This window comes from Streptomyces solincola (genome assembly GCF_002982015.1).
Lineage (GTDB): Bacteria > Actinomycetota > Actinomycetes > Streptomycetales > Streptomycetaceae > Streptomyces > Streptomyces solincola.
Genome location: NZ_PVLV01000380.1, coordinates 1 through 8,143, shown reverse-complemented (window position 1 = coordinate 8,143; position 8,143 = coordinate 1). Strand labels below are relative to the sequence as shown.

The following is an 8,143-nucleotide window of genomic DNA, read 5'->3' as shown; positions in this document are numbered from 1 at the left end:
GGCGGTGACGTCCACTACGCGCAGACGATGCTGGCCCAGCCGGGTCCCGGCGCGCCGGGCGCTGTGCCTCCGCCGCCCGGGGCGACGCCGCCGCCTCCGCCGGGTCCGCCCGGGGCGACGCCGCCGCAGGGCAACGACGTGCACTACGCGCAGACGATGCTGTCCCAGCCGGGCCCGGGGACGCTCGGCGGTCCCGGTGGGCCGGGTGTGCCCCCGGCCCCCGGCCCCGTACCGCCGCCGAACGGCGTGCCCGGCCCCGTACCGCCGCCGCAGGCCGGTCCGGGGCCCGGGGCCGTACCGCCGCCGCAGGCCGGTCCCGGGCCCGGGGGTGTGCCGCCGGCGTACGGCTATCCGCAGCCGTCGGCCGGGGTGCCGACGGTGGGGCCCGGCTACCAGGCCGTGCTGCGCTACCGGGCGCACGACGGGTCGGAGGCGCAGTTGATCCGGCGTTCGGCGCCGGGGATGCCGCATCCGGAGTGGCAGATCCTGCACGAGCTGCGGGCGATGAACGTGCCGCCGCAGGCGGTGCTGGAGCTGCACACCGAGCTGGGCTCGTGCGAGCTGCCAGGCGGGTACTGCGCGCGGATGATCCGGGAGACGTGGCCGCAGGCGCGGATCACGTCGATCGCCCCGTACGGGCGTGATCACGCGTCCCGGCAGCAGGGCATGGGCCAGTTGATCGCGCACCACGGCGAGCTGCACCAGGTGGCGGACGGGCCGGTGCGTCCGGCGCCGGTGCGGGCGCCGCTGCCGCAGGTGCAGCCGGTTCCGCCGGTGCCGCCGGAGGCGGTGGCGCAGGAGCTGGCCGGGGCGTTCGGGCCGGGGATCTGCCGGTTCGACCAGCGGCAGGTGTCCCGCCAGGGCGTGCCGGAGCTGGTGGCGCGGACGCTGGTGTGGGCGGGGCTGCCGGCGGACTTCGGACCGTTCTTCTGGGCGCAGCCGGCGCATCCGGTGGTGCCGACGCTGGCGGAGCTGGCGGCGCAGCGGCAGGTGCGTCCGGCGGCGGACGCCGGGTCGTATCTGGTGGTCGGTTCGGACTTCGGCCGGGCGATCTGCGTGCAGTACGGCACGGCGCACATCGTGGCGGTGCCGGTGGAGGCGGGTGCGGACGGGCGGGCGCATGCCCCGCAGTTCGTGAACTCGGGGCTGCCGGAGTTCGTGCGCTGCATGGCGCTGCTGGGGCGCATGTGGCGGCTGCGGTTCGGGCTGACGCCGGAGCAGGCGGGGCGCTGGACGGTCGATTTCCAGGCGCAGTTGGCGATGCTGGACCCGGCGGCGCTGGCGTCGCCGGAGAGCTGGTGGTCGGTGCTGCTGGAGCAGATGTGGGACGGGCTGCTGTAGGCCGCCGCTAGCGGGAATCGGTCACGGGGTGGGGTGTCCGGCCGGATCGGGTCGGGTGCCCTGCTCCGTACCGTGCGGGTGGGGCATGCTGGACGGGGGAAGGGAGCGCGTCGGACATGAGTGGTATAGGCGGTACGTCCGCGTTCGATCTGGTGTGGGGCCGCGGGTACCGGCCGGCGCAGGTGGACGGCGCGGTCGCCGAGCTGGACGCCGAGCTGCGGGAGGCCCGGCGGCGCGCCGGTGAGCTGGACGCGGTCGTGGCCGAGACGGCGGCGGAGGCGGAGCGGCTGCGGGAGCACGCGGCCGGGTTGCCGCCGCAGCGGTACGAGGAGCTGGGCGCCCGGGCGCAGCGGATTCTGGCGCTCGCCGAGGAGGAGGCCGAGGCGCTGCGGGCGCAGGCGGTCGCGGACGCCGGGAAGCTCGCCGAGGAGGCCCGGCAGGAGGCGGCCGGTCTGCGGGACGCGGCGCAGGCGGCGGGCGACGCGGTACGGGCGGACGCGGACGCGTGGGCCGAGAAGACCCTGGGCGCGGCCCGGGAGTCGGCGGAGGCCGAGCGCGCGGCGGCCCGGGAGGAGGCGGGCCGGGTCCGGGACGAGGGTGCGGCGGTGCTGCGGGCGGTGCGCGAGCGCGGCGAGCGGCTGTTCGCCGAGCAGCGCCGCAAGCACGGGGAGATCGGCGAGGCGGCGGAGCGGGAGGCGGCCGGCCGGGAGGCGGCGCTGACCGGGGAGCACGACCGGCTGCTGGCGGCGGCGGGGGAGAGGCTGGCGGCGGCCGAGCGGGTCCGCGCGGAGGCGGCCGAGCAGGCGCGGCGCACCGACGAGGAGGCGTCCGCCCGGGCGGACGATCTGCTGGGCCAGGCCCGGCGCGAGGCCCAGCGCACCGAGCGGGAGACGGAGCGGCTGCTGCGCGAGCACGAGTCGGCCGCGGAGGAGATGCGGGCCCACATGGCCCATGTCCGCAGCAGCCTCGCGGCGCTGACGGGGCGCGGCGCGGAGGAGTAGCCCCCGCGGGTCGCGGGCCGCCTTCAGCGCCGCAGTGGGTAGGCGCGTCAGCGCATGAGTGCCGCAGTGCCGCTGTGCCGGCAGTGCCGCTGTGCCGCAATGCCTCAGCGCTTGCTCGACTTGATCGACGTGTTCTCCGGGCTCCGCGGGCTCCCCGGCTCTCCGGCCTCGTCTGCCTGGCCTGCCTCGTCTGCCTCGCCTGCCTTGTCTGTCTCGTCTGTCTGGGCTGGCTCTTCGAGGACCGGGAAGCGGCGGGGCGCCAGGGTGAGCAGGACGAGGACGGCGAGGGCGCCGGCCGCGGCGGCGCCGAGGAAGACGTACTCCACGGCGGCGTCCACGGCGCGCGGGGTGAGCGCCGCCGCCGGATCGTCCAGGCTGCCGCCCGCGGGCCCGCCTTCGGTGAGGTGCGCGCCGAGGACGGCGTTGGCGACGGCCCCGAAGAGGGCTGCGCCCACGCTCTGGCCGACCTGGCGGCAGAAGAGCACCGAGGCGGTGGTGGTGCCGCGTTCGGCCCAGCCGACGGTGGACTGCACGCCCACGATCAGCGGCAGTTGGAACAGGCCCAGGCAGCCGCCGAGCAGCAGCATGATCAGGGCCGGCTGCCACGGCTCGCCCGGGTAGGGCAGCAGCGGGAAGGCGAGCAGGACCAGCACGGCGCCGGACATGCCGATGACGGCGGTGCGCCGGAAGCCGATCCGGGTGTACAGGCGGCTGGAGAAGGCGGCGGTGAGCGGCCAGGACAGCGTCATCGAGGAGAGCACGAAGCAGGCCGCGATGGGGCCGAGGCCGAGCACGGACTGGGCGTACGTCGGGAGGAAGACGGTCGGGGCCACCATCAGCAGCCCGAGGGCGCCGAGGGCGAGGTTGACGGCGGCGATGGTGCGCCGCCGCCACACCCAGCCGGGGATGATCGGGGCGGCGGCCCGGCGCTCGACGGCGACGGTGACGGCGGTGAGCACCGCGGCGCCGCCGAGCAGGGTGAGCGAGGGCACGGAGAGCCAGGGCCAGGCGGTGCCGCCCTGGACGAGCGCGGTCAGCAGCAGGGTGCCGGTGGCGAAGATGGCCAGCGCGCCGGGCCAGTCGATCCGGGCGGCCGCGGCGGTACGGGGCGGGGCGCCGGCGGTCGTGGTGCCGCGTCCGCCAGGGCGGGACGGTTCGACGAGGTGGCGGGCGACCAGCCAGAGGGCGAGCAGCCCGAGCGGCAGGTTGATCAGGAAGATCCACCGCCAGTGCGCGTACCCGGCGAGCAGACCGCCGAGCGCGGGGCCGGCGACGGCCGAGGTGGCCCAGACGGTGGAGAGCCGGGCCTGGATCTTCGGGCGCTCCTTGAGCGGGTAGAGGTCGGCGGCGATGGTCTGGACGGTGCCTTGCAGCGCGCCGCCGCCGAGCCCCTGGACGATGCGGAACGCGATGAGCGAGGGCATGTCCCATGCGGCGGCGCACAGCAGCGAGCCGGCGAGGAAGAGGATGATGCCGGCGACGAGGACGGGCTTGCGGCCGTAGGTGTCCGACAGCCGGCCGTAGACGGGGAGGGTGACGGTCACCGCGAGCAGGTAGCCGGCGAACAGCCAGGAGAAGACGGACAGTCCGCCGAGGTCGCCGACGATCTGCGGGACCGCGGTGGAGACGACGGTGCCGTCCAGGGCGGCGAGGGCCATGCCGAGCATGAGCGCGGCGACCACCGGCCCGCGCCGGCCGCCGGCCGCTCCGGCGGCCCGTTCCCCTGTGTCGGACACCCCGAGTCCTTTCCCTATGCAGCTAGTTGCCGGTTCACCCTCTCACTCCCTCTCCCGGGGGAGAAGAGCCGCCCGATCCCCTAGGGGCGGGCACCCGGAGCGCACCGGGGTCCGTTCGTCCCGCGGGAGGAGGGCGGCGGCACGGTGGCGTCTTTAGGTTGTCCTTAGGCGCCGGGGGAGACGCGGGGAATGGCGCCGAGGGCGGGGCCGGTCCCCGCACGGAGAGATGGGACCGGGGGGTTAACCCCCGGAAGAAGACACCGCCAGGCACCAGGGCGCCGGGGCGGTGCAGCCCGGCAGACTCGAAGCACCGGCAGGAAAGGGCCGACAGGCCGTCATCGACAGGCCGTCATCGCAGACCGTCTCCGACGGGCTGTCTCCGGCGGCTGTCACCGACAGACCCGTGTCGACAGGCCCCTGTCGACAGACCCCTGTCGACAAGCCCGTGTCGACAGGCCCGTGTCGACAGACCTGACCGACCGACGACCCACACTGACCCACTGAAGGAGACATACCGTGACAACGGCTGTGACGACCCCCAAGCACGGGGGTACGGGAGGGCGGACGGCTGTTGCGGCGCGGGCGCGCCAGGTCGTCAAGGCGTACGGCGCGGGGGAGACCCGGGTCGTGGCGCTGGACCACGTCGACGTGGACATCGCCCGTGGCGAGTTCACCGCCATCATGGGCCCCTCGGGCTCCGGCAAGTCGACGCTGATGCACTGCCTGGCCGGCCTCGACACCGTCACCGGCGGGCAGATCTTCCTGCACGACACGGAGATCACCGGGCTCAAGGACAAGAAGCTGACGCAGTTGCGCCGGGACCGGATCGGCTTCATCTTCCAGGCGTTCAACCTGCTGCCGACGCTCAACGCGCTGGAGAACATCACGCTGCCGATGGACATAGCCGGCCGCAAGCCCGACGCGGGCTGGTTGCAGCAGGTGGTGGAGACGGTGGGGCTGGCCGACCGGCTGCGGCACCGGCCCACCCAGCTCTCCGGCGGGCAGCAGCAGCGGGTCGCGGTGGCGCGGGCACTGGCCGCCCGCCCCGACATCATCTTCGGCGACGAGCCCACCGGAAACCTCGACTCCCGGGCCGGGGCCGAGGTGCTCGGCTTCCTGCGCCGCTCGGTGGACGAGCTGGGCCAGACGATCGTGATGGTCACCCACGACCCGGTGGCCGCGAGCTACGCGGACCGCGTGCTGTACCTGGCGGACGGCCGGATCGTGGACGAGATGACCCGACCCACCGCCGAGGCCGTGCTGGACCGGATGAAGGACTTCGACGCGCGGGGGCGGACGTCGTGAGCGTACTGAGAACCTCACTGCGCAACGTCCTGGCCCACAAGGGCCGGATGGCCCTGTCGGCGGTGGCGGTGCTGCTGTCGGTGGCGTTCGTCAGCGGCACGCTGGTGTTCACCGACACCATGAACACCACCTTCGACAAGCTGTTCGCGATGGGCGCCTCCGACGTCACGGTCAGCCCCGAGGGCGCGGCGACCGAGGACGACGACTCCGGGCCGGCGACCGGCCGCCCCGAGGCGCTGCCCGCCTCCCTCGTCGAGCAGGTCGCGGCGGCGCCGGGGGTGCGCTCGGCGCAGGGCGTGGTCGAGTCGATGAGCGTCACCGTGGTCGACTCCCGGAACAAGAACATGGGCTCCACCACCGGCGCCCCCACGATCGCCGGCAACTGGTCAGACAACGAGCTGCGCTCGTTCGAGATCGCCTCCGGCCACGCGCCGCGCGGCCCCACCGACGTGCTGGTGGACGCCGACACCGCGGAGAAGCACGGCCTGGCGATCGGCGACGAGCTGCGCACCATCGCCGTCACCGGGGACTTCACCGCCCGGATCTCCGGCATCGCGGCCTTCAAGGTGACCAACCCGGGCGCGGCCGTCGTCTGGTTCGACACCGCCACCGCCCAGAAGCAACTGCTCGGCGCAGAGGGGCTGTTCACCAAGGTGACGGTCGACGCCGAGGACGGGACCGGCCAGCGCGAGCTGAAGAGGGAGCTGACCGCCGAGCTCGGCGGCAAGTACCAGGTCCAGACGGAGGAGGAGGTCGCGGACGCCGGGCGGCAGGACGTCGCCGGGTTCCTCGACGTGATGAAGTACGCGATGCTCGGCTTCGCCGGGATCGCCCTGCTGGTCGGCGTGTTCCTCATCGTCAACACCTTCTCCATGCTGGTCGCCCAGCGCACCCGGGAGATCGGGCTGATGCGGGCCATCGGCGCCGGCCGCTCCCAGGTCAACCGCTCGGTGCTCCTTGAGGCCGTGCTCCTCGGCGCCTTCGGCTCGGTCCTCGGCGTCGCCGCCGGAGTGGGGCTGGCCGTGGGTCTGATGGAACTGATGTCGGCCGTCGGCATGGAGCTGTCCACCGGCGACCTGACGGTGCGCTGGACGACCCCGGTGGTCGGACTGGTCCTCGGCGTCGTCGTCACCGTGGTCGCCGCCTACGTCCCGGCCCGCCGGGCCGGCCGGATCTCCCCGATGGCCGCGCTGCGGGACGCCGGCACCCCCGCCGACCGCCGGGCCGGCCGGGTCCGCGGCGCTCTGGGGCTGCTGCTCACCGCGGGCGGCGCGGCCGCCCTGCTGGCCGCCGCGCGCTCCACCGACGCGGCCGGCGGCTCGCTGTTCCTGGGCCTGGGAGTGGTGCTCACCCTGGTCGGCTTCGTGGTGGTCGGCCCGCTGCTCGCCGGTGGCGTGGTGCGGGTGCTGGGCGCCGTCGTGCTGCGGGTCTTCGGCCCCGTCGGCCGCCTCGCCGAGCGCAACGCGCTGCGCAACCCGCGCCGCACCGGTGCGACCGGCGCGGCCCTCATGATCGGCCTGGCCCTGGTCGCCGGCCTCGCGGTGGTCGGCTCCTCGATGGTGGCCTCGGCCACCGACGAGCTGGACCGCACGGTGGGCGCGGACTTCATCGTGATGAGCCCCACCGGCCAGCCGATCGTGCCGCAGGCCGAGCGCGCCATGAAGGAGACCGCCGGTCTGGACCACGTCACCGAGTACCGGATCGTGGACACCGTCCTCACCGCGCCCGACGGCAGCCGGACCAAGGAGGGCCTGGTCGCCGCCGACCCGACGTACGCCGGCGACCTGCGGCGCGAGACCGTCTCCGGCACGCTGGCGGACGCCTACGGCGAGGGGGCCATGTCGGTCGGCAGCCTCTACGCCGACGAGCACGGGATCAAGGTCGGGGACTCGTTGACGGTGGCCTTCCAGGGCGGCGAGACCACCCGGCTGAAGGTCGCCGCGATCACCTCGGACGACGCCGCCGTGGACAAGGGCGCCGCCTACACCAGCATCGCCACCGCGGCGAAGCACCTGCCCGCCGAGAAGATGCCGAAGAACGTCATCCTGTTCGGCAAGGCGACCGACGGCCAGGAGGCGGCCGCCTACTCCGCCCTGAAGAAGGCGTTCGCGACCTACCCGCAGTACGACGTGCGCGACCAGACCGACTACAAGAAGAACCTGGAGGACCAGGTAGGCCAGCTCCTCAACATCGTCTACGGGCTCCTCGCGCTGGCCATCATCGTCGCCGTACTCGGCGTGGTGAACACCCTGGCCCTGTCCGTGGTGGAGCGCACCCGGGAGATCGGGCTGATGCGGGCCATCGGCCTCTCCCGCCGCCAACTGCGCCGCATGATCCGCCTGGAGTCGGTGGTCATCGCCCTGTTCGGCGCACTGCTCGGCCTGGGGCTCGGCTTGGGCTGGGGCGCCGCCGCGCAGAAGCTGCTGGCCCTGGAGGGCCTGAAGGTCCTGGAGATCCCCTGGCCGACGATCGGCGCGGTCTTCGTCGGCTCGGCGTTCGTCGGCCTGATAGCCGCCCTGGTCCCCGCCTTCCGCGCCGGCCGGATGAACGTCCTCAACGCCATCGCCACCGAGTGACCACGCGGTGAGCCCGCGGTGAGCTTCAGGGGCGCAGGGCACCGGACCCGGCTCGCACGGGGGTCCGGTAGGCGAGGGGGCCGGTCCACGGGGGGCGGGCCCCCTCCGCCGCCCGGCCCGCTGCCCGCCGCCGCCTCTCCCCGTCGCCCGGCCCGCTGCCCGCCGCCGCCTCTCCCCGTCGCCC

Annotated in this window: 5 protein-coding genes; 4 read left to right on the top strand and 1 reads right to left on the bottom strand. The window is 74.6% G+C overall.

What is annotated here, in order from left to right; all coding sequences use genetic code 11:
* Both C6N75_RS22185 and C6N75_RS22180 read left to right on the top strand, forming a co-directional pair.
* Positions 1–1,341: SUKH-4 family immunity protein (locus C6N75_RS22185; protein WP_258177543.1), on the top strand; the 1,341-nt coding region annotated here is incomplete at its 5' end.
* A gap of 116 nt (positions 1,342–1,457) precedes the next feature.
* Positions 1,458–2,342 carry a cellulose-binding protein gene (locus C6N75_RS22180; protein ID WP_105870662.1) on the top strand — a complete coding sequence of 295 codons (885 nt, stop codon included), beginning with the start codon at positions 1,458–1,460 and terminating at the stop codon, positions 2,340–2,342.
* Between the two features lie 104 nt (positions 2,343–2,446).
* Here C6N75_RS22180 and C6N75_RS22175 read toward each other — a convergent pair whose 3' ends face one another.
* A complete protein-coding gene (locus C6N75_RS22175; protein WP_407703258.1) occupies positions 2,447–4,078 on the bottom strand; it encodes an MFS transporter in 1,632 nt (543 codons plus the stop codon).
* Between the two features lie 516 nt (positions 4,079–4,594).
* Here C6N75_RS22175 and C6N75_RS22170 point away from each other — a divergent pair.
* Together C6N75_RS22170 and C6N75_RS22165 are read left to right on the top strand one after the other, a co-directional pair.
* Positions 4,595–5,383, top strand: coding sequence for an ABC transporter ATP-binding protein (locus C6N75_RS22170; protein WP_105870661.1), 789 nt, complete (start codon positions 4,595–4,597; stop codon positions 5,381–5,383).
* Positions 5,380–7,959: an ABC transporter permease gene (locus C6N75_RS22165; protein ID WP_105870660.1), complete on the top strand. Its 2,580-nt coding sequence runs from the start codon at positions 5,380–5,382 to the stop codon at positions 7,957–7,959. Before C6N75_RS22170 ends, C6N75_RS22165 begins: the two co-directional genes overlap by 4 nt.
* Positions 7,960–8,143: the final 184 nt, after the last annotated feature.